The following is a 20496-nucleotide window of genomic DNA, read 5'->3' on the forward strand; positions in this document are numbered from 1 at the left end:
TTCCGCACGGGATCGGCGTAGCCGGGAGCACGGGGAGCCCCGGCGCGTTTCCGCCCCTTACTCCTCGCGGTCGACGCGGACCACGTCGACGAGCGAGTACACCGGCACGCCGTCGATCTCGTCGTACCCGCGCTTGTCGACGAGCACGACGCACGCGACGGGCTCGCCCCCCTGCTCGCGGATCGCGTCGATCGACTCGCGCATCGTCGTCCCCGAGGTGATGATGTCGTCGACGACGTAGCACTCGCGGTCGCGGATGGCGGCGAAGTTCCGGGAGAAGCCGCCGCCCTGCTCGTCGATGTCACCCTCGTCCCACTGGTGTTTCGCGGGCGCGTACGTTCCCAGGTCCGTGTCGAGCTGGTTCGCGACCGCGGTCGCGAGCGGCGCGCCGGCCTTCTCAATGCCGACCGTCAGGTCGACCGCTTCCCCCTGCTTGGCCAGCAGGTCGGCCATCGCGCTCGCCGCGTACCGAAGCCGCGTCGAGTCGCGCCCCAGCGCCGACCAGTCGACGTGGATGTCGGCGGTCGTGGTCGACGCCGCGAGCTCGGCGCCGGTGTCGTTCCCGCCGGCGCGCTCGACGAGCCAGCTCGCGGTCTCCCGGGAGACGTTCAGTTCGTCGGCGATTTCGCCCTTCGAGAGGCCGTGTTCCGCGAGCTCGGCCGCGCTGTCTATCAGGTCGTCAACGTTCTTCATATACGTCGAATTCGACCGCCGTTTTAATAGTCGTGTCGTCATCCGCGAACGCGGCCTCGAACTCGTCGAGCCCGTACACGCCGGTGACAAGATCGTCGAGGAACGATTCGGAGAAGCGGGACAGCGAGCCGACGGCGGCCTCGAAGTGCTCGTAGCCGGAGTTGACGCTGCCGACGAGCGCCTTGTTGTGGAGGACGAACTCCCGGTGGAGCCGGCCGCCGTCGATCTCGAACTCCCAGTCGTTCGGCACGCCGAGCAGCGCGCCGACGCCGTTGGGCGCGAGCGCCTCGATCGTCTCGAAGGCGTGGGGCGCGTAGCCGGTCGCCTCGAAAACGAAGTCCATCGCCTCGTGGTCCTCCGGCACCGACGGCACCGGCGTCTCGTTGGAGTTGACGTACGTCGCGCCGAGCGACTCGATCACGTCGATCGTCGGGTCGGGGCGCTCGCGGCGGCCGAGACAGTAGATCCGATCGAACTCCTCGTCGAGGGTCGCCACCGTCAACAGCCCGAGCGAGCCGTTCCCGAGCACCAGCGCTGACTCCGGCTCCCAGTGGAACGCCGACCGGCTCGCGTGGGCGTGCTCGATCGCCTTCTCCGCGATCGACACGGGCTCGACGAGGAACCCCCACTCGGCCAACGCCGGCGGAATCTCGACGAGGAACTCCGCGGGGCTGGTGAAGTACTCCGCCATGAACCCGTGCGCGCCGACGATCCCGCGCTCGTGGTACCGCCCCTCCGGCGCCATGTCCGGCTCGCCCCGCGCGAAGTACTCGTTCGCTCCGTTCGGCGGGCGTCGGACCGTCGGGACCACGACGTCGCCGACCTCGAACGGCGTGTCGTTCGGGTCCTCGATCACGCCGACGGCCTCGTGGCCCAACACGAGGTGGTCTTCGCCCTCCGGAGCCCCGCCGTGGCCCCCCGAGATGACCTCGTGGTCGGTCCCGTCTACGCCGACTCGGAGGGTCCGGACCAACGCCTCCCCGGGCGCCGGCTCCGGCCGCGGCTTCTCTGTCACGACCGGTTCGGCCGCCCCGTCGTACACGGCGATCGCTTTCATACCATGACCTTCGAGGTCAGTCACCAAAAGATTTCTTTTATTGTGAGTAAAGACTCACCACCACCGAGACCGCGGGTTTTTCGGCGGCGCCCCCCGGATCACCGCCGTGTGCACGCTCACTCTCGCGTGGCGGACGTTCGGCGACGCCCCGATTGCGCTCGCCGCGAACCGCGACGAAGCGCTGGACCGACCGTCTGAACCGCCGGCCCTTCGGGGCGGCGACGACAGCGACGACGCCGCCGATGGCTACGTCGCGCCTCGCGACGCCGAGGCCGGCGGGACGTGGATCGGGCTCTCGGGGTCGGGCGTCGTCGCCGCGGTCACGAACCGGTGGCTCGACGCCGACCGCCGGAGCGACCGGTCCCGCGGCCTGCTCGTCCGCGACTGCCTGACGGCCGACTCCGCGGAGGACGCCGTTCGCAGGGTCGAACGGGACCTCGAAACGCGGTCGTACGACGGGTTCAATCTCGTGCTCGCCGACGCCGACGCCGCCTTCCTCCTCTCGTACGACGGCGGACTGGCGATCACCCGCCTCGACCCCGGCGTCCACGTCGTCGGCAACGTCGGCGGCGTGGTCAACGGCGTCGAGCGCTTCGCGGTCCCCGAGCGCCGGCGGGAGTTCGGCGCGGAGCGCGCCGACAGCGCGCGGGCGGTCGCGGTCGCGACGGCGCCCGAACCGGGCGAGACGGGTGCGGAGTGGCTCGACCGCGCCAGCGCGACGCTGGCGGACCACGAGTACGGGGCCTGCCTCCACGGCGACGGCTTCGGGACGCGGTCGTTCACTCGGATCCGGACCGCCCCCGGTCCCGAGGGGACTCCCGAGTTCGCCTACGCCGACGGCCCGCCCTGCGAGACCCCCGCGGAGGCGGTGTCGCTGCCGGCGGGCTTCGGATCCGGCGGATCGGCGTAGCGCCGGCGACGGCGCGGAAAGCCAGTTTTAAGCGACTCGCGGGCGCCCAGTAGTGTATGAGCGTGTCCGAACTCGAGGCCGACCTCTCGGAGGACGAACACGCCGGCCTCGAACTCATCCGCGAGACCGGTGGCATCCACCAGAGCGACTTCTGGAAGGAACTCGACGTCTCCTCGCGGAAGGGGAGTCGGATCGCGGAGGCGTTAGAGGTGTCCGGGCTCATCCAACGCACGGACACCGTCTACAACGGCCACAACACGTACTACCTCGAACCCGCGCCCCGCGACCTGGACTTCTCCCTGCTCATGGCCGGCGACATGCTCTCGCCGTTCATCGGCGAGGAGGAGGTCGACCCGCAGGCGGACGCCTTCTCGCAGTGGATGATGAACCTCGCGTACGAGGAGTACTGAGCCGGACGGCGGGCGACCGCCTCAGACGACCATCCCTTCAGTTCTCCGGGTCGATCACGTCGTCGTCGACCCGCCGAATGCTCTCCGCCAGCCGGGAGCCGTCTGGCACGGCGTTTAAAAACGCCGGGGAGCCGAACGGCGCGTCCCCGTTGACCGACACCATCCCGAGGTCCGCCGGGTCGCCGTCGAGCCCGGTGAGGAACGCGACCGTTCGCACCGCGGGGACGTCGTCGACCCGCGTCGCCGCGTCGACGGAGCCGTACAGCGACCGATGCGTCGCGACGTGATAGACGCAAGTCGGGGTCGGCGCGAAACAGAGGCGGAACCGCGCGCCCGGTTCCGTGCGCCCGAGCTTCGGGCGGAGCGCGTGGCTCGCGTCGGCGTGGAAGTACCGCTCCATCCGGCGGTACTGCCGGAGGACCTCGTTGGCGCCGGTCGCGCGCCGGACGGCCGCGTCGCCTTTGAGCTCGATGACGTGGTCGACGCGCTCCGGCGTGTGGACCCGGACGTACACGTCGACGATCCCGCGGCGCCCCTCGGCGTCGTACGGCTCCTCCAACCGGATCTCGGGGTCGTCGTGGACCGCCGCGTAGTGGTCGACCACGCGCGTCGCCAACTCGTCCTCTCGCATGGCTCGACCACGGGGACGCCCGCGAATAAAGCCGCCGACGGCGAGGCGTCTCGCCGGCCCGACCGGGTCTCGTCGCACGCGGTCCACCAAGGGGTTTGTAAGGCTTGAACCCCTACAGAGTAGTGATGTCTGATAGACTGTCTAGACGGCGGTACGTCGCCGGAACCGGAGCTGCGCTGACCCTGGGAACGCTTGCCGGCTGTTCCGGCGGTGGGGACGGCGGTGACGGGTCCGACGGCGGCGACGGCTCCGACGGCGGGTCTCCTTCCGACGACGTTCCGGACGAGATCGACGAGTTCCTCGCGGACGCCCAGCTGTACGACGGCCAGATCATGGACTTCACCGGACAGGACGAGGTCACGGTCGCGGTCGGCGCGGGCGACGTGGGGTTCGCCTTCGACCCGCCGGCGATCCGCGTCGACGCGGGCACGACCGTCGTCTGGGAGTGGACCGGTGAGGGCGGCGCGCACAACGTCGCCTCCGCCGAGAACTCCGCGTCGGAGTTCGACAGCGGTAGCGCCGTCGACGAGCAGGGAGAGACCTTCGAGCAGTCGTTCGAAAGCGCTGGGATTCAGCTCTACTACTGCACCCCCCACCAGGGGAACGGAATGCTCGGCGCCGTCGACGTCGTCGAAGCGTAACTCGGCCGCCGATCACGGTTCGGTTTTATGAATCGATGACCCTCGCTAGCGACGCGGCCGATCGTACCGTCAGCGACACAACCGATCGTACCGTCACCGACGCGACCGAACGCACCGTCAGCGACACAACCGATCGCACCGTCAGCGACGCGACGGCCCCCTCCACCGTCGTCCCCACGCGAGCTACGGCAGGAACGACCACCGCACGTCGACGATCCGGTCGTGTTCGCTCGTGACCGTCGGGCGCGCGAGGTGGTCGTTCGCGTTGATGCCGGCGTCGGCCAGTCGCGAGAGCGACTCCTCTAACGTCCGATCGGAGCGCTCGACCGACGCGTCGCGTTCGTACGGCGCGTCGAGGGGGTCCGATCGTGAGTTCGAGATCTCAATCGCGTCAGTGAGCTCCCCGCCGATCGCGTAGGCCGGCTGGTGGAACTTCCATCCGTCGACCGATAAGAAGAGCCACACGTCGCCGTTGATCGCGTGGTACTCCCCGGAGACGCGGGAGGGGTCGGCGGCGACGACGCGGGAGAGGACGGCCGTCTTGGTCCGATACAGCGCGTCCTTGCGCGCCGAGCGGACGTTGCTCTCGGTGAGGTCGCCGCGCTCGTACGCGGCGGTCGCCTCGTCGGCGAACTGCTTCGCGACCTTGTTGACGACGTACAGCGATTCAAGCAGATCGTCCGTCGGTTCGAGCGGGTCCACGGTGACATCGGTCGGCGGCTGCGACCGCCCTGAAGTCGGCGCGTCGAGCGGATAGGCGTTTCGGGATCCGCGGTCGAACCGACCGGTGGCGTCGGTGACGACGGCATCGCCCGGGTCGACGCGTCGGCGAGGCGTCTCGCTACTCGGGGGATCCGCCCCCCGGATGGTTAATTCTTTAAGCACACGGACGAAGTCGAAGGCAAGCAATGTCGGACGACTCGCTCAAACTGTACACGGCGATCTACGTCGCGCTCCTGGTCGCGGCCGCCCTGAACTTCGTGCTCTTCGAGGCCGAGTTCCTGAACTTCACGTACGCCCAGGCGCTCGGCGGGACGCTGCTGATCGCGACGGTGAAGACGCTGCTCATCGTCGCCTACTTCCAGCACCTCCGGTGGGAGAACCGCTCGCTCACCTACGTGATGGGGCTCGCGCTCGCGCTCACCATGCTGCTGATGGCCGCCGCGACGTACTCCATCTCGTAGACCGCCCGCGAGCGTTCAGGGTTTTATTCCGCGTTCCGGTTCTCACCGCGCCGTCTCAACCGCCGACGCGTTCCGCCTGTGTGTTTTTTGTGGCCACGCGTGAATGAGCAGGTATGGATCTCCGACCCGCGACGCTCGACGACATCGACGCGATCCGGACTGTGGCGCGCGAATCGCTGATCGCTTCCTACGGCCACGCCGTCGACGAATCGCTCCTGACGGAGGCGGTCGACGAGTGGTACGACCCCGACGAGCTCGGCGCGGACATCGGCGGCGACGACACGGTGTTCCCGGTGGCCGTCGTCGAGGGGACCATCGTCGGCTTCGCCGAGAGCTACGTCGTCGGCCGTCGCGAGCGGGTCGGCGAGATCGACTGGCTCCACGTCCACCCGGACCACAGGGAGTCGGGGATCGGCTCGGAGCTCCTCGAGCGGGTGGAGTCGGAGCTCCGCGCGGCCGACGTCGACCGCATCGAGGCGCGGGTCCTCGTCGACAACGAGGCCGGGACGGCCTTCTACGAGCGGGAGGGGTACGACCTCGACGGCGAGCGCGCGGTCGAGATCGGCGACGAGACGTTCGACGAGCGGGAGTACAGAAAGCAGGTCGGTCGGCTGACCGGCATCTCGGAGGGGACCTACGAGACGGAGGACGGCGAGACCGTCTACGTCGCCTTCGACGAGAGCGATCGAGGCTCGCTGGCCCCGTTTTACGTCGCGTACGTCGATGCCGAGCTCTCGCGGCGCTACGGCTACCTCTGCGGGAACTGCGAGGGGACGAACATCGCCATCGACACGATGGACCGCATGGAGTGTCTCGACTGCGGCAACCGGCGCAAGCCGGCCCGGTGGGACGCGGCGTACTGAACCGCGCCTCCCGCGTCCCCCTTCCTACAGCGTCTCTTTGACGCCCAGCACGCGCTCCTCCGCTTCCCGGCCCGGGTCCCACTCGCTGCCGTCGCGGTCAGCGTCCCGGTGCTCGGCGACGGTCCGCGCCATCGCCTCCTCGACGGGCGTCGACTCCCACCCGAGGTCGGCGAGCGCGCACGTGTCGAGCAGGTGGGGGTACTCCCGGTACAAGACGAAGTCGTCCGGTTCGAGGCCGCCGGCCGCCAGCGCGTCGGCGCTCGCCGTGACGACCTCGCAGTCGACGCCGGCCGCGTCGGCGATCGTCTCCAGCGTCTCCTCGAGCGTGAGCGCCCGTCGGTCGCCCACGTTGTACGCCCGTCCGGCCTCGCCGCGCTCGGCGACGATCCGGAGCGCGCTGGCCACGTCCTCGACGTACGCGCGGTGCCAGAGGTTCTGCCCGTCGCCGGGGACGACGACGCGGTCGTGGGCGCACACGCGGTCGATCCAGTAGTCGAGCCGCTCGGTGTAGTCGTACGGGCCGTAGACGATACAGGGGCGCACCGCCATCGCGTTAACGCCCTCCTCGGCGGCCGCGAAGACGGCGCGGTCGCCCTCGGCCTTCCGGTTCCCGTAGGTCTCGGAGCCGTCGTCGGCGGCCTGTTCGGGCGTGCAGGCCCGAAGCGGCGTTTCCCCCTCGCGCTTCGGGACCTCCTCGGCGGCGTAGCTGTCGCCCGAGGAGACGTACACGTACCCGTCCGCGTCGGCGAACACGTCCGTCGCCGCCTCCACGTCGGCCGGCTGATAAGCGACGCAGTCGATCACGACGTCGGGCTCGACCGAGAGCTTCGCGGTCCGGAGCGCCTGATCGTCCTTGCGGTCGCCTTCGACGTGGGTCACGCGGTCGTCGTCGGCGAAGGGGTTCTCGCGCGTGCCCCGGTTCAGCATCCCGACCTCGTAGCCGTTCGCGAGCAGGTCTGCAACGGTGTGCCGGCCGATAAACCGGGTGCCGCCGATGACGAGCGCCGTATCGGTCATACCGGTTCTCCGGGGACCGGACTCAAAAGCGTGGCCGAACCGGAACGAACGGTCAGTTCTCCGTCTGCGCCTCGTCGTCGCCCGTCTTGTCGGGACCGTCCACCCCGTCGGCTCGCGGACCGTCGCCGCGCCACCGCCTGTACAGCAGGTACGCGATCCCGAGCCCGATGAACCAGGTTCCGACCCCGGCGATCGCGAACCCGACTCCGATCAGGAACTCTCCGGTCGGCACGCCGAACATACTCCCGCTCGGCGTCTTGGCCACATAAACGCTCCGAGGGAGGGGTAGTTTCTCGGCGCTCGCGCCCGTCGTGCACGGCATGAGCGATTCCGATACCTCCCGTCGACGACCGTGGCTCGCGGCCGCGCTGGCGCTCGTGGTGTCCGGGCTCGGCCACGCATACCTCCGTCGGTGGGCGCGGGCCTTCGGGTGGTACGTCGTTATCACCGCGACGCTGGTGTTCGTCGTCCCGGACGCGGCGGTCGACGGAATTCTGGCGGGCGACCGCCCGCCCGTCGTCGAGGTCGCCCCGGCGCTCGTCGCCGTCGCCGCCAGCGTCGTCGACGCGTACGTCCTCGCCGTCAGAAACAACCGCAAGCACGAGCGCCGGTCGACGGCGGGGCCCACGGACGCCGCGCCGCAGCGATCCGGGGCCGAGGGGGCGTGGCGCACCGGGACCACGTCCGAGGCGGCTTCGACCGAGTCGAAGTCAGCGTCCGAATCGCCTGAATCGCCCGAATCGCCCGAATCGGACACAGGAGCGGCCTCCGAGACCGCCTCGTGTCCGCACTGCGGCCGGCAGGCGGACGCGGAACTGGAGTTCTGTCAGTGGTGCGCCGAGCCGCTCGAAAACTGACGGGGAACCACTGAGCGAAACCGGACGGCGCGTCCGTCGGTGAACAGATCAAACCGGAGCGTTCGGTCGAGAAAATCTGGTCGGGGTGTCCGCCGCTCCCTCAGAAGAGGTAGAACAGCGGGAAGATGAACACCCAGACGATGTCGACGAAGTGCCAGTAGAGGCCGAAGTACTCGATCGGCCGCTCGTCGTTCAGGTAGTGCCCCTGATACGTCCGGACGAACAGGAAGATGGCGATAACGAGGCCGATGACCACGTGGATCCCGTGGAGACCGGTCGTCACGTAGTAGATCGACGCCTGAACGGGGTCGCCGTACGGGTTCTGCGCGAGGCGGACCCCCACCTCGAAGATCTCGTGGTGCCACTCCCACATCTTGATCGCCAGGAACGTGAACCCGAGCGCGATGGTCGCGCCGAGCGAGGCGAGCACTCCCTGCCGGCTCTTCCGGTGGGCGAACACCAGCGCGAGGATCACGGTGAACGACGAGGTGATCAGCACGAACGTGTTGATGAGTCCCGGCAGCGACTCCGTCAGCGGCTCCCACGTCATCCAGCCGGCGTTGTACCGAACGAAGATGGCCGCGGAGAGGAACGCGCCGAAGACGATCACGTCCGACGCCAGGAAGAACCACATTCCCAGCTTCACCTTCTCGACGCCCTCGAAGGGCCACCGCTCGGCGAACTCGCTGGGCGGGGCGTAGAAGTCTTCTAACCCCCACTTCACGCCGCTCCAGACCAACCCGACGAGGCCGACGACGACGAGTATCGGGTACACGGGGTTCGAGACCGTCATGGTCGTCGCCGCGAGCGACTCGCCGACAGCGAACGACAGCGACTCGCTGAATCCGGAGAGGCCGAGCATCATGACACCGAGCGCCAGCGAGAGCGCGAACGGCCAGATGCTCGCGTGGCTCGGGTGTTTGTCCCAGTGCGGATACTTCGAGATGTGGTCCTCGTGGGTGTCACCGCCGTCCGTGGCGGCGTTGCCGTCGCCGTCGGCCTTGACCGCCGGGCCGCCGTCCGGCACGTAATCTTTCACGAACTCGAGCTTGCCGGAGGCGTACGAGGGGCGGTTCGGCCAGTTCTCGAGCGGTGGGGGCGAGGAGACCGCCCACTCCGCGGTCCGCGAGTAGTCCCACGGGTTGTCCCCGGCGGGCTCGCCGGAGACGTAGGACTTCGCGAAGTTGTAGAACATGATGAAGAATGAGAATCCGAGGATGAACGCGCCGATCGTCCCGAACTGGTGGAAGATCTGGAACTCGGGGTTGTACTCGAACACCCGGCGGGGGGTCTCCCAGCCGAGGAACATCGAGAAGTACACCATGTTGAAGCTGATGAAGAAGATGACGAAGTGGATTTTCCCGAGCAGCTCGTCGTACATCTTCCCGGTCACCTTCGGGAACCAGTAGTAGGCCCCGCCGAACAGCGCCGTCGCGCCCCCGAACATCACGTAGTGGAAGTGCGCGACCACCCAGTAGGTGCCGCGGAACTCGTAGTCGAGCACGATCGCGCCGAGGAACACCCCGGTGATGCCGCCGAGGATGAACAGCAGCAGCGCCCCGAACGCGAAGAGGAACGGGGTCGTGAACTGGATGCGGCCCTTCATGAGCGTGTAGATAAGCGAGAACACCAGCAGGTCGAAGGGTAGCGAGATGCCGATGGTGGTCGCCATCATCAGCGTCTTGATCTCCAGGTTGATCGTCGTCAGGAACATGTGGTGCATCCACACGAGGAACGACTGCACGGAGATCAGACAGATGGAGATGATCACCCACTTCCGGCCGACGAGGCGCCGCCCGGAGAACGTCTGGAACAGCTCCAACATCACGCCCAGCGCCGGGAAGAAGACGATGTACACCTCCGGATGGCCGAAGAACCAGAAGAGGTGGCCCCACAGCAGGGAGCCGCCCTCGGTCGCGGAGAAGTAGACGCTCCCGAGCACGCGGTCGGACGCGAGGATGAGTCCGACGGCCAGCAGCGCCGCGAACGCGAACAGCATCATCCACGCCGTCGCGAGGATGGACCAGGTGAACATCGGCATGTCCATGATCCCCATCCCTTCGGCCCGCGAGTGGTGGATGGACGTGAGGAAGTTCACCGTCGACGCCGTGATGCCGATGGTGAACACCGCGACCGCGAGCACCGCCCCGGTCGACCCGATGCTCGGCGTGTACATCGGGATGTTGAGCGGAGCGTACATCGTCCACCCGGCGTCGAGGGTCCCGCCCTGGAAGAAGCTGATTCCCAGCAGGACGCCCGAGAAGAGGTACATCCAGTAGGACAGCGCGTTCAGGCGGGGGAACGCGAGGTCGTCGGCGCCGATCTGCAGCGGCACGAAGTAGTTCGCGAATCCGAACCCGAACGGTGAGAGGAACCAGAACACCATGATGAGCCCGTGCGCGGTGACGGCCTCGTTGTACGCCAGCCCGGAGAGGATCTGGCTCGTCGGGTCCCACAGCTGCAGGCGGATCAGCAGGGCGAGCACCCCGCCGAACAGCAGGAAGAACAGCGCGGTGATGGTGTACAGGATCCCGATGTCCTTGTGATTCGTGGTGACGAACCAGCGCTTGACGGAGGTCGTCGGTGGTAGCTCGCTCATGCGGTCACACCCCCGTACGCAGCGCCGTTAACGTTTGCGGCGCCCTCGACGTTGGACTCGTTACCGGTCCCCTCGTACCACTCCTCCCACTCGTCTTCGGGGATGACGGTGATCTGGCCCCCCATCGCGGAGTGGCCGGGGCCGCAGAGCTCGAAGCACTCGACCGTGTACGTCGCCTCGCCGCCCTGCGCTTGGACCTCTTCGGAACTCACGGAGAACCAGTTGGTGTTAGTGTCTCCGGGGATGGCGTCGGACTTTATCCGTAACTCCGACGAGCCGAAGTTGTGCCACACGTCCCGTGAGGTCACCGTGATGTCGATCCGCGTGTCGGCGGGAACGATCATCTCACCGGTCTCGCTGTGGCCGTTCGGGTACTCGTAATCCCAGCCGTACTGGTACCCCTCGACCGTTATTTCGATGTTGTCATCGTTGGCGTCCGGCCCATCCTCGACGTAGAGGAGGATCCCGTACGCGTACACGACGAGGCTGATGACAACGATCGCGCTCAACCCGAACGACAGGAAGAGCTTCTTCGCTTTCGGACCGCCCTGTCCCGTCGGGAGCTCTCCGACCTCCGGCGCGTCGAAGTCCTCTTTCGGCTCGCTGCCGTCGTCGCGGTACTTGTACACGTTCCACAACGTGTACGCGACGACGATGGTGCCGACGAGGGTGCCTAACGCGAGGAAGACGAAGAAAATCTCGTCGAAGACCTCCGCCTGCGCGCGCCAGTCGCTCCCCTGTTGCAGGATAAGTGAATCTATCATGTTCGTCTCACTGCTCTTGTACCCTCCTTAGCGAAGGCGAAGTTAACTCTTGTGTAGCCAAGCGGGACGCGCCCCTTCTCGGGGTCCGGACGGTGTGTTTCTCGGCGGCCGGATCCCTTTGTAGACGGAGTCACGACGGAGCGCCACGGCGGGGTGCGGCGGCGTCGGTCCCCGGCGCGTACGAACGATTCGGCGTCGATCGCCGGAACATACGAAGCGGTGAACGCCGGAACATACGAAGGCTATTTGTACGCGGGAACGGACCAGCTAACAACGAACTCACCATGGTCTCACTCACGCTCTTGAGCACGGCACTGATGGGGCTGCTCGTCGTGGCCACCTTCGTCGCCGTCGCGCGGATCGGCGCGAAGCGCACCGCTCCCGGTGCCGGATCGGTCAGCAGGTACGACGCGATAACCGGGACGCTCAGCGACGTCGCCCGGAAGCCGGTCGTCTGGGCCGTGGCCTTCATCGCCGTCACGGTCGGTATCGGCGCGGTCGCGCTCCTCGCGGTCGGCAACTTCGGAGTGTCTGAGGCGCTCGCCGGAACGCTTCTCACCGCCGTGTACGCCGTCGTCGGGCTCCTGCTGACGGGCTTCGTCTTCCTCGGTGCCTACTTCGGCGCTCGCGGCCGCGGTCTCGGTAACGCACACGGCGTCGCGGCCGGCTCGTTCGCGTCGGGACTCGTGTTCCTCGTCCTCATCGTGACCGAGCTGCTCATCGGCGTCATCGGGTAGCCGCGGTCGGACGGGCGGACGGCTTTTGCAACCCCTCTCCAAACTGAAACCCTCTCCGAATTCGTTGCCGGACGCATCACCGGTTTCCGGACCGCCTCGGCGTTAAAAAGACGAGTCGCGGTTCTCCCTTCGCTCTCGATCCGATCAGGCGACGGCGACGCCGTTCCGGGCGAGGTAGTCGCTCGCGGCCTTGATCTCGACGGGGCTCCCGATGATCCGGTAGTGGTCGTCGGTCTCGACCACCGTCACGGTGAACCGCTCGCAGACGCCGTCTCGCAGCCCGTCGAGCGCGCACCGCGGGAGGACGATCTGCGTGCTGTCACGGAGGCTCGACGGATCGGGCATTCGACGGGTCTACAATCGCGGTAAGCCGGTATAATCGTGTCGAAAGATTGCCGAATCGGGGCGGCGCTCGCCCGCGTCGCCACCGACGGACCGCGCTCCGAATCGCCGGCTGACTGCTTTTCGACTTGTCGGCCGGACGCGCTCCGCATCGCCGGCTGACCGCGCTCCGCTCCGCAGGAACGGCCGCCGGACGCGGATGGCGGAACGGCGGACCACGGAACGGGCGAGGCGCCCGCGAGGCGGAAGGAACACCTTTAACGAGTCGAGCGGCCGACTGTACGCCAATGGGACTGGAGGACGAGATAGAGGACCTCCGCGAGGAGATCGCCAACACGCCCTACAACAAGGCCACCGAGGCCCACATCGGGCGTTTAAAGGCGAAGCTCGCGGAGAAGAAGGAGAAACTGGAGAACCAGTCCTCCGCCGGCGGCGGCCACGGGTACGCCGTCGAGAAGCACGGGGACGCCACCGTCGCCCTCGTCGGATTCCCGAGCGTGGGGAAGTCGACCCTCATCAACGCCCTCACCAACGCCGACAGCGAGGTCGGCTCCTACGAGTTCACCACTCTCGACGTCAACCCCGGCATGCTGCAGTACCGCGGTGCGAACATCCAGATCCTCGACGTGCCGGGGCTGATCGAGGGCGCCGCGGGCGGGCGCGGGGGCGGGAAGGAGGTGCTCTCCGTGGTCCGGACCGCAGACCTGGTCGTGTTCATGCTCTCCGTGTTCGAGATCGAGCAGTACGACCGCCTCCGCGAGGAGCTGTACAACACCAACATCCGCCTCGACACGGAACCGCCGAACATCAACATCCGGAAGACCCACAAGGACGGGATCGGGGTGACGATGAGCGACGACGTGAGCCTCGCCGAGGACACCGTCAAGCAGGTCCTCCGGGAGTACGGCTACGTCAACGCCAAGGTGACGATCCCCCACGACCTCACGATCGACGAGCTGGTCGACGCCGTGATGGACAACCGCGAGTACCTCCCCTCGATGGTGTCTGTGAACAAGGCGGACCTCATCGATAAGAGCTACCTCCCGACGGTGAAAGAGGAGCTCCGCGAGCGCGACCTCGACCCGGACGACGTGCTCTTCATCTCCGCCGAGAAGGAGCTCGGGCTCGACGGCCTGAAAGAGCGGCTCTGGGAGGAACTGGGGCTCATCCGCATCTACATGGACAAGCCCGGGCGCGGCGTCGACTACGAGGAGCCGCTGGTGCTCTTCGAGGGCGACACCGTCGGCGACGCCTGCACGAAGATCGGCGGCGAGTTCGACGAGCGGTTCAAGTTCGCGCGGGTGTCCGGCCCCAGCGCGAAACACGACGACCAGCAGGTCGGGAAGGGCCACGAGCTGGCCGACGAGGACGTGCTCCGGATCGTCGCCCGGAAGTAATCGGTTGCTGTACGCGGTGCGTGGAGGGGGCGGGCTAGCGGTCTTGCGCTTCTCGGAGAATGCTTATAAATGGGTAACGATGGATCGATGACGAACACCGCCAAAGCCCCAGTCGCGAGGACTCGCGCGGCCTGCTGCGCTCCTCGCTCAGTCGCTGGCGCTCCTTCGCTGCGGTGCTTGTTGCGCCGTGCTTCGTCCACGCGACTGCCCCTTTGAGTCCCACCCCGCACCGCTCCGCACAGCACCTCACGCCTCCCCAGCCTCGTCGCTCGCCAGAGGCGAGCGACTCCCTCGCGCGTGCTGACTCGCGCCCTGCGGGCGCTCGCAGGCACGCGCCACTGCGACAGCCTCGGTTGCTCTTCCGCTCTCCCCGCCCGGATCGCGCAGGCGTCACCGCGGCCGACCGAAAGGCGCTTTTCGCGGGGCCGCGACCGTCGGGTATGCTCACGGTCGCGCTGGCGGGCAAGCCGAACGCCGGCAAGTCCACCTTTTATACCGCCGCCACGATGGCCGACGTCGACGTGGCGAACTACCCGTTCACGACGATCGACGCCAACCGCGGCGTGACGCACGTCCGCACGGAGTGCCCCTGCCTCGACCGCGAGGAGCGCTGCGGCGACGAGAACTGCCGCGACGGGAAGCGGTACGTCCCCGTCGAGCTCCTCGACGTGGCCGGGCTCGTGCCGGGCGCTCACGAGGGCAAGGGCCTCGGGAACCAGTTCCTCGACGAGCTGACGAACGCGGACGTGGTGTGCAACGTCGTCGACGCCTCCGGCGCGACGAACGCGGAGGGCGAGCCCGTCGAGGTGGGCGCGCACGACCCCCTCGACGACGTGGACTTCGTCGAGGAGGAGATGGACCTCTGGCTGGCGGGGATCGTCGACCGCAACTGGGAGGGCGTCGAGCGGCAGTCGCGGTCGCCCGACTTCGACCTGGAGGCCGCCGTCACCGACCTGCTGACGGGCTTCGGCGCGACCGAACACGACGTGACGGCGGTCCTCCGCGAACTGGAGTACCCCGACGACCCGAAGGCGTGGTCCGACGACGACCGCGAGGACCTCGCGCGGGCTATCCGGCGCCGGACCAAACCGATCGTCGTCGTCGCCAACAAGGTCGACGCCGCGCCGGAGGGGGCCGTCGACAGGCTCCGCGAGGGGACTGACAAGCCGGTGGTCCCGGCCACGGCGGACGGGGAGCTCGCGCTGCGCCGCGCCGCGGAGGCGGGCGTCGTGGACTACGACCCGGGCGACGAGGGGTTCGACGTGGTCGGAGAGGTCTCGGAGGGCCAACGGAAGGGGCTGGAGGCGATCCGCGGCGCGATGGCCGAGCACGGCGGAACCGGGGTCCAGACCGCGCTGAACACGGCGGTGTACGACCTGCTCGACCGGATCACCGTCTACCCCGTGCAGGACGCCTCGAAGTGGACGGACGGGACCGGGAACGTCCTCCCGGACGCGTTCCTGCTCCCGTCCGGTTCGACGCCCCCCGATATGGCCTACGCGGTCCACACCGACATCGGCGAGGGGTACCTCCACGCCGTCGACGCGCGCTCGTCGCGTCGGATCGGCGAGGCCCACGAGCTCTCGGAGGGCGACGTGGTGAAGATCGTCTCGACTGCGGGGCCGTGACGGGACGGACTGAATCCGAGGCGAGGACGGGCGGCGAGCGCGACCGACAGGCACATGCGGATCGCCCGAGAGGGGCCGGTAGATGCTCGGGCTGGAACACGACTTCCGGATCGTCGACACCCGCGCGACGCTCGACCCCGACGAGTCGTCCGTCGCGACCCACGGACGGGACATCTCCCCCGAGCGGCTGGAACGCGAGATGCTGCAGGCCGGCGTCGTCCGCGCGGTTGCAAGCCCGGGTCGGCGCGCCTCGGGACGGAGCTACCTCCGCGCGAACAACGCGGTCGCGCGGCTCTCGATCGACCGCCCGTTCGTCGCGTTCGCCCGACTCAACGGTCCCCGCGATCCCGGGACCGGTCCCCTCTCCGCAGTGAAGAACCTCCGCGCCGAGCGCGAGGACCACCACGCCCGCCCCGACGACGTCGAGCAGTACTCCTACGACGACCGGTTCCACGGGTTCACGCTCGTGCCGCACGCCGACGGGCTCCCGAACGAGGACGTGCTCGCGCGACTGGAGAGCGCGGACCTCCCCGTTATCGTCCACGCCGGGAAGCGGTTCCCGCCCGAGGCGGTCGAGCGCGAGCTGCTCGGCTACGACGTCCCGATCGTGCTCGCCAGCTTCGGGGGCTACCCCCTCGACGCCGACCTGATGAACGAGACGCTCGACCTGCTGGACGAGTACGACCGGCTGTACGTCGAGACGAGCGCCGTGCGGTACCGCGAGGTACTCGAACGCGGCGTCCTCGAACACCCCGACCGCGTCCTCTTCGGCTCCGGCGCCCCCGACGTGCACCCGAACGTCGGCGTGATGGAGGTGCTCACCCTCGACGTCTCCGAGGACCTGATGCGCCGCGTGCTCGCGAAGAACCCCGCCCGGCTGATCCCCGGGCTCGCCGAGGGCGCCGACGTCTGAAGCGACGGGCACTTGTCGCCCCGACGCGGACCGAACTGGCATGAGCGACGCCGAGAGCGCCGGTTCGAACGACGTCGAGTCCGAGGACGACACCGACGACGCCCTCGTCGAGGTCGTCCGCGCCGTCGGCCACGAGCACGTCACCGCCGAGCACGCGAGCACCGTCGAACTCACGACCGACGACTGGCTCACCCCCGCGGGCGACTGCATCGTCGGCGTCGAGGCCGACCGCGCGCCGCGCGACTTCTCGGCCGCCTTCCGCGAGGCGTGTCGGGACGCGGACGCGACGATCAGGGCGACGTTCGCGGTCGGGGAGCCGGGCGACGAGGCGGTCGACCTCGCGGCGCCCGCCCACGTCGACGCGATCGTCGGCCGCGGCGACCCCGACCTCACGCTTCTCGACGACCGCTCGATGGTCGGCCGGACCAGCGGCTACACCGACGACGAGCGCACGATCTTCGTCGACGGCGACGGCGCGGCCGCCGACCTCGACCGCGACCTGGTCGACGCGCTCGCGGCCGGCGCACCGGTGGCGCTGCGGCTGGCGGTCGAACCGGCCGAGTAACGCGGTCGGCGGAACGCCCGCGTCCCGCCGGATCAGGACCGATCGGCGGCGGCGATGAGATCGTTGACGGGGAACGGGTCGGTCCGGTCGAACGACGCGAAGAGGGCCTCGTAGCGGGCCGAGGGCAACACGAGCACGACGACGTTCTCGAAGAACAGCGTCTGGGCCTCGAACGCCTCGTCGATCAGATCCTTGAATTCGTCGCCGGTGACCTGGTTCGCCATGATCAGCCGGTACGCGGACTCCAGATCCCGGTTGGAGTACCGCGTTTCGAGGTCCTCCCGGACGTACTCGATCGTGAAATCGAGGGAGTCGAGGTGAGCGATCACCCGGGCGTCGGCGCCGTCGACGCCGCGGAGGGTCTCGACGAGGTCTGACATGGCGGAAACTTTTGCTGCAACGGCGTAAAAGTGCCCATTCGGGGTCGACCGCGCTCAGATCGGCAGCTCGGCGTCGGCCCCGACAACGCGGTCGACCTCCTCGGGCGCGCGCCAGTCGGTCGTCCGCTCCAGCAACTGCACGACCATCTGGCCCGTCACGCCCCAGACGGTGTAGCCGTCGACGTGGAAGAAGTGGACTCGGTGGTCGCCGTACTCCGGGTGGCCGATTCGACGCTCCGTCTCGTAGTTCGCGGGGTCGGTCAGCCCGCCCACGGGGAGGATCGCAATCTCCGCGACCTCGGACTCGTCGGCGACGTACTCCCGGTCCGGCGCGACGCCGACGAACGGCCGGATCCGGTACGCGGAGGAGGTCCGCGTGTCGTCGAGCCGCCCGAGGACGTCGACCTCCTCGGGGCGCATCCCGACCTCCTCGTCGGCCTCCCGGAGCGCGGTGTCGGTCAGGGTCCGGTCTATCGGCTCGCGGCCGCCGCCGGGGAAGCTCATCTGCCCGGGGTGTTCGCCGAGGTGGGCCGCGCGCTTGGTGAACAGCAGGTGGGCCTCGCCGCCGCGCTCGATGACGGGCGCCAGCACGGCGGCCTCGCGGCGCGCCCGGGTCACCTCCTCGGGCGTGTACCGGCGCAGCCCCGTCAGGTCCATACCGGCCGTAGGCCCCCGGACCGGGTTAACGTTTCTCCGCGTTCCGGCGATCTGAAACGAGCGCGGGCGGCCCGAGCGACCCGCGCGGCTTCGGACGTTTTAAGCCCGCGACCCACCCTTCACTGGACAATGAGCGACGACGACCAGGAGCTCGGCATCACCGAGTCCAAGTCACACAACACCGGCGAGTGGTACGCCGAGGTCGTACAGAAGGCGGGGTTGGCCGACTACGGCCCCGAGGGGATGAGCGGGTTCATCGTCACCCGTCCCCGCGCGTACGCCGTCTGGGAGCGGCTCCAGGGGTTCCTCGACGCGAAGTTCAAGGACACCGGCGTCCAGAACGCCTACTTCCCCCTCTTCATTCCCGAGTCGTACCTCGAGCGCGAGAAGGACATCGTCGAGGGGTTCGACCCCGAGGTCGCGTGGGTGACCGAGGCGGGCAATCAGGAGCTCGAAGAGCGGCTCGCGGTCCGACCGACCTCCGAGTCGATCATCACGCCGTACATCAGCCAGTGGGTCCGCAGCCACCGCGACCTCCCGCTGCGCGTGAACCAGTGGTGCTCCGTCGTGCGCTGGGAGGCGACCGAGACGAAGCCGTTCTTCCGCACGAAGGAGTTCCTCTGGCAGGAGGGTCACACCGCCCACGCCACCGCGGAGGGCGCGTGGGAGGAGACGATGACGCGGCTCGACCAGTACGCCTCCGTCTACGAGGACCTGCTGGCGATGCCCGTTTTAAAAGGCCAGAAGCCCGACCACGACACGTTCCCGGGCGCGGAGACGACCACGACCGTCGAGGCGCTGATGCCCGACGGCAAGTCGGTGCAGGCGGGGACCTCCCACCACCTCGGGCAGTCGTTCGCCGAGGCGTTCGACATCACGTTCTCCGACGAGGACGAGGAGGAGCGGCTCGCGCACACCACCTCGTGGGGGCTCTCGTGGCGCGCGCTCGGCGCGCTGATCATGACGCACTCCGACGAGCAGGGGCTCGTGCTCCCGCCCGGGGTCGCCCCCGAACAGGTCGTCGTCGTCCCGATCTGGCAGGAGGACACGAAAGACGACGTGCTGGCGTACGCCGAGGGCGTCGCCGACGACCTCGACGACGCGGGGATCCGCGTCGAGCTCGACGACCGGGACGAGCGCAACCCCGGGTTCAAGTTCAACGAACACGAGCTCAACGGCGTCCCCCTCCGGATCGAGATCGGTCCCCACGAGGTCGAGGACGACGAGCTCACGCTCGTCCACCGGCCCGACGGCGAGAGCGTCGTCGAGGGGCGTGACGGGGTCGTCGAGACGGTCCGCGACCACTTCGACGAGGTGTACGCGAAGCTGTACGCCGCCGCCGAGGAGACCCTCGACGGCGAGGTTCGCGAGGCCGACGACCGCGCCGACATCCTCGGGACGCTCGGCCAGCACGGCGGCTACGTGACGGCGCCGTGGTGCGGCGACGAGGAGTGCGAGGAGCCGATCAAGGAGCCGATGGCCGCCGAGATCGTGATGGTCCCGTTCGAGGACGATGACCCCCTCGTCGACGGCGACGGCGACGAGACCTGCGCGATCTGCGACGCCGACGCCGAGCGGACGGCGTACTTCGCGAAGTCGTACTGAGTCGGGGCGGTTCCGCCGCGACCAACGATCTTCGAGGCTTACGGAGGTGCGAGGAGAAAGCCCCGCCGTTCACGGCGGGGATGAATCCGACAACCCCTCTACGAACTACGTTCGACGTGCCGAACGGATATTTAAGTAGCTTGAGATCGTATTTAAGCACAACCGAGGCGGTCTCCCCGCCCCACTAATCGGACAATATCGGGATTCCCTCATTTCAAGCGGAAGACACCCTCTTCCGTGCCGAAATAGGGTGTAGGCAGGAAGAAGTACCTCCGAATCCCATGCCGGGATAGGAGTAACGGCTGGTTGGCACAGCCAGTAGCCGCCATCGAGGCGTCTACAAACCGTAACCATCCCAACCCAGCGGTGTAGTGCCGTGGGAATCTTCGCCCTTCAGGGCGGAGAGGATGTCAACCATGATCGACTCCGGGGTGAACACTTCCAAAGACCGCACGGAATCGGACAGCACCTCACACCTCCCCAGCCTCGTCGCCCGCCTCTGGCGAGCGACTCCAGCGAGCGACCGGCGGTCCCGCTGGCAGCCGGCGCGCAGCGCCGGCGACCTCGCACATGCTCCTCGACGGCCGCCGAGGGCGATCACTCGTGCACACGCCACCGCGGCGTTCGTTTATAAATGATCGTCGCT

General features: G+C 68.2%; 23 protein-coding genes. 12 read left to right on the forward strand and 11 right to left on the reverse strand.

Annotation, left to right across the window (positions count from 1 at the left end; all coding sequences use genetic code 11):
* Positions 1-57 precede the first annotated feature (57 nt).
* Both gfcR and C468_RS13420 read right to left on the reverse strand, forming a co-directional pair.
* Positions 58-693, reverse strand: a complete 636-nt coding sequence (gene gfcR, locus C468_RS13415; RefSeq protein ID WP_008849442.1) for a transcriptional regulator GfcR — start codon at positions 691-693, stop codon at positions 58-60.
* Positions 680-1750 carry a glucose 1-dehydrogenase gene (locus C468_RS13420; RefSeq protein WP_008849443.1) on the reverse strand — a complete coding sequence of 357 codons (1071 nt, stop codon included), beginning with the start codon at positions 1748-1750 and terminating at the stop codon, positions 680-682. Before C468_RS13420 ends, gfcR begins: the two co-directional genes overlap by 14 nt.
* 106 nt (positions 1751-1856) lie before the next feature.
* On the opposite strand from C468_RS13420, the gene C468_RS13425 reads away from it, so the two are divergent.
* Together C468_RS13425 and C468_RS13430 are read left to right on the forward strand one after the other, a co-directional pair.
* Positions 1857-2660 carry an NRDE family protein gene (locus tag C468_RS13425; RefSeq protein ID WP_008849444.1) on the forward strand — a complete coding sequence of 268 codons (804 nt, stop codon included), beginning with the start codon at positions 1857-1859 and terminating at the stop codon, positions 2658-2660.
* A 56-nt stretch (positions 2661-2716) separates the two neighbouring features.
* Positions 2717-3070: a helix-turn-helix transcriptional regulator gene (locus tag C468_RS13430; protein WP_008849445.1), complete on the forward strand. Its 354-nt coding sequence runs from the start codon at positions 2717-2719 to the stop codon at positions 3068-3070.
* Positions 3071-3107: 37 nt separating this feature from the next.
* On the opposite strand, the gene C468_RS13435 is transcribed toward C468_RS13430, so the two are convergent.
* Positions 3108-3701 (reverse strand): hypothetical protein, encoded by a 594-nt coding sequence (locus C468_RS13435; protein WP_008849446.1) that lies wholly within the window; start codon positions 3699-3701, stop codon positions 3108-3110.
* A gap of 125 nt (positions 3702-3826) precedes the next feature.
* Here C468_RS13435 and C468_RS13440 point away from each other — a divergent pair, with 125 nt between their 5' ends.
* Positions 3827-4342, forward strand: a complete 516-nt coding sequence (locus C468_RS13440; protein WP_008849447.1) for a halocyanin domain-containing protein — start codon at positions 3827-3829, stop codon at positions 4340-4342.
* Between the two features lie 183 nt (positions 4343-4525).
* Here C468_RS13440 and C468_RS13445 read toward each other — a convergent pair whose 3' ends face one another.
* Positions 4526-5044, reverse strand: coding sequence for a hypothetical protein (locus tag C468_RS13445; RefSeq protein ID WP_049912237.1), 519 nt, complete (start codon positions 5042-5044; stop codon positions 4526-4528).
* A gap of 206 nt (positions 5045-5250) precedes the next feature.
* Here C468_RS13445 and C468_RS13450 point away from each other — a divergent pair, with 206 nt between their 5' ends.
* Both C468_RS13450 and C468_RS13455 read left to right on the forward strand, forming a co-directional pair.
* Entirely contained in the window at positions 5251-5526 is a 276-nt protein-coding gene (locus C468_RS13450; protein ID WP_008849449.1) for a cytochrome C oxidase subunit IV family protein, read from the forward strand.
* A gap of 113 nt (positions 5527-5639) precedes the next feature.
* Positions 5640-6389 carry a GNAT family N-acetyltransferase gene (locus C468_RS13455; RefSeq protein ID WP_008849450.1) on the forward strand — a complete coding sequence of 250 codons (750 nt, stop codon included), beginning with the start codon at positions 5640-5642 and terminating at the stop codon, positions 6387-6389.
* A gap of 24 nt (positions 6390-6413) precedes the next feature.
* Here the strand turns inward: C468_RS13455 and C468_RS13460 are convergent, their stop codons facing one another.
* Complete coding sequence (locus C468_RS13460; RefSeq protein WP_008849451.1) at positions 6414-7406, reverse strand: NAD-dependent epimerase/dehydratase family protein; 993 nt, start codon at positions 7404-7406, stop codon at positions 6414-6416.
* Positions 7407-7458: 52 nt separating this feature from the next.
* Positions 7459-7647: a hypothetical protein gene (locus C468_RS13465; protein WP_008849452.1), complete on the reverse strand. Its 189-nt coding sequence runs from the start codon at positions 7645-7647 to the stop codon at positions 7459-7461.
* A gap of 79 nt (positions 7648-7726) precedes the next feature.
* On the opposite strand from C468_RS13465, the gene C468_RS13470 reads away from it, so the two are divergent.
* Positions 7727-8263 (forward strand): zinc ribbon domain-containing protein, encoded by a 537-nt coding sequence (locus C468_RS13470; protein ID WP_008849453.1) that lies wholly within the window; start codon positions 7727-7729, stop codon positions 8261-8263.
* Between the two features lie 100 nt (positions 8264-8363).
* Here C468_RS13470 and C468_RS13475 read toward each other — a convergent pair whose 3' ends face one another.
* Together C468_RS13475 and coxB are read right to left on the reverse strand one after the other, a co-directional pair.
* The gene (locus C468_RS13475; RefSeq protein ID WP_008849454.1) at positions 8364-10862 is read right to left on the reverse strand and encodes a cbb3-type cytochrome c oxidase subunit I; all 2499 of its coding nucleotides are present in this window, start codon (positions 10860-10862) and stop codon (positions 8364-8366) included.
* Positions 10859-11626 carry a cytochrome c oxidase subunit II gene (gene coxB / locus C468_RS13480; RefSeq protein ID WP_008849455.1) on the reverse strand — a complete coding sequence of 256 codons (768 nt, stop codon included), beginning with the start codon at positions 11624-11626 and terminating at the stop codon, positions 10859-10861. Before coxB ends, C468_RS13475 begins: the two co-directional genes overlap by 4 nt.
* 284 nt (positions 11627-11910) lie before the next feature.
* Between coxB and C468_RS13485 the strand changes: the two genes are divergently transcribed.
* Positions 11911-12363 carry a hypothetical protein gene (locus C468_RS13485; RefSeq protein ID WP_008849456.1) on the forward strand — a complete coding sequence of 151 codons (453 nt, stop codon included), beginning with the start codon at positions 11911-11913 and terminating at the stop codon, positions 12361-12363.
* Positions 12364-12507: 144 nt separating this feature from the next.
* On the opposite strand, the gene C468_RS13490 is transcribed toward C468_RS13485, so the two are convergent.
* Positions 12508-12708, reverse strand: a complete 201-nt coding sequence (locus C468_RS13490) for a VNG_1110C family protein (protein WP_008849457.1) — start codon at positions 12706-12708, stop codon at positions 12508-12510.
* Positions 12709-12992: 284 nt separating this feature from the next.
* On the opposite strand from C468_RS13490, the gene C468_RS13495 reads away from it, so the two are divergent.
* The 4 genes from C468_RS13495 to C468_RS13510 all read left to right on the forward strand — a co-directional run bounded on the left by C468_RS13495 (position 12993) and on the right by C468_RS13510 (position 17208).
* Positions 12993-14102: an OBG GTPase family GTP-binding protein gene (locus tag C468_RS13495; protein WP_008849458.1), complete on the forward strand. Its 1110-nt coding sequence runs from the start codon at positions 12993-12995 to the stop codon at positions 14100-14102.
* A 440-nt stretch (positions 14103-14542) separates the two neighbouring features.
* Positions 14543-15730 carry a redox-regulated ATPase YchF gene (locus C468_RS13500; protein WP_008849459.1) on the forward strand — a complete coding sequence of 396 codons (1188 nt, stop codon included), beginning with the start codon at positions 14543-14545 and terminating at the stop codon, positions 15728-15730.
* Between the two features lie 82 nt (positions 15731-15812).
* Positions 15813-16643 carry an amidohydrolase family protein gene (locus C468_RS13505; RefSeq protein WP_008849460.1) on the forward strand — a complete coding sequence of 277 codons (831 nt, stop codon included), beginning with the start codon at positions 15813-15815 and terminating at the stop codon, positions 16641-16643.
* Between the two features lie 40 nt (positions 16644-16683).
* Positions 16684-17208, forward strand: a complete 525-nt coding sequence (locus C468_RS13510; protein WP_008849461.1) for a DUF371 domain-containing protein — start codon at positions 16684-16686, stop codon at positions 17206-17208.
* Between the two features lie 32 nt (positions 17209-17240).
* Here the strand turns inward: C468_RS13510 and C468_RS13515 are convergent, their stop codons facing one another.
* Together C468_RS13515 and C468_RS13520 are read right to left on the reverse strand one after the other, a co-directional pair.
* Positions 17241-17588: a hypothetical protein gene (locus tag C468_RS13515; RefSeq protein ID WP_008849462.1), complete on the reverse strand. Its 348-nt coding sequence runs from the start codon at positions 17586-17588 to the stop codon at positions 17241-17243.
* 54 nt (positions 17589-17642) lie between these two features.
* Entirely contained in the window at positions 17643-18245 is a 603-nt protein-coding gene (locus C468_RS13520) for an NUDIX hydrolase (protein WP_008849463.1), read from the reverse strand.
* Between the two features lie 129 nt (positions 18246-18374).
* Between C468_RS13520 and proS the strand changes: the two genes are divergently transcribed.
* Positions 18375-19850 (forward strand): proline--tRNA ligase, encoded by a 1476-nt coding sequence (proS, locus tag C468_RS13525; RefSeq protein ID WP_008849464.1) that lies wholly within the window; start codon positions 18375-18377, stop codon positions 19848-19850.
* Positions 19851-20496 lie beyond the last annotated feature (646 nt).

It is taken from the genome of Halorubrum kocurii JCM 14978, from assembly GCF_000337355.1.
Taxonomy (GTDB): Archaea; Halobacteriota; Halobacteria; order Halobacteriales; family Haloferacaceae; genus Halorubrum; species Halorubrum kocurii.